At 71.8% G+C, this 611-nt stretch carries 1 protein-coding gene; it reads right to left on the reverse strand.

Translation table 11 applies throughout. From position 1 onward, the window contains the following. Positions 1-77: 77 nt before the first annotated feature. The coding region (locus AC08OO_RS22425) for a M16 family metallopeptidase (RefSeq protein ID WP_476619037.1) at positions 78-611 on the reverse strand (534 nt) is incomplete at its 5' end.

Below are 611 nucleotides of genomic sequence, written 5' to 3' on the forward strand. Positions count from 1 at the left end.
CCCGCGTCCCACCTCCACCAGGCGCTGAGCACGCCCCGCCGGGACCGGGACCCCCGGGACCGGGACGGGCCCGGTGCTCAGGTCGCGACGATGCCCAGTGCCCCCACGGTCGCGGAAATCCTGGCCGCGTCCCCGACGAGCACCGTGATCAGCTTTGCCGGGGCAAGCAGGTCCGCCGACACCGCCTGGATGTCGCCCACGCCGACCTCGGCGAGGGCGCGCGGGTGATCACGCAGGTACTCGACCCCGATCCCGGCCCCGGCCAGCGCCGACAGCGTCGAGGCGAGACCGGCGGCGGTCGCGCTACCCAGTGCCAACGTGCCGACGGCGTATTGGCGGGCGGCGTCGAGCTCCTCCTCGCTGGGCGGTAGAACCGCCATCCGCCCGAGCTCGTAGAAGATCTCCAGCAACGCGGGCCCGGTCACCTCGGTGGCGACGTCCGCGGCGACGGTGAACCGTGACCCTGCCTGGTAGTGATCGATCGAGCTGCGCGGGGAGTAGGTGTAGCCCTTGTCCTCGCGGATGTTGTTGACCAGCCGGGAACTGAAGTAACCACCGAAGATGGTGCTCGCCAGCCGCTGCGCCGGGTATCCGGGCGCGGAACGGCCCAG

The organism is Frankia sp. CeCAU1 (assembly GCF_977971845.1).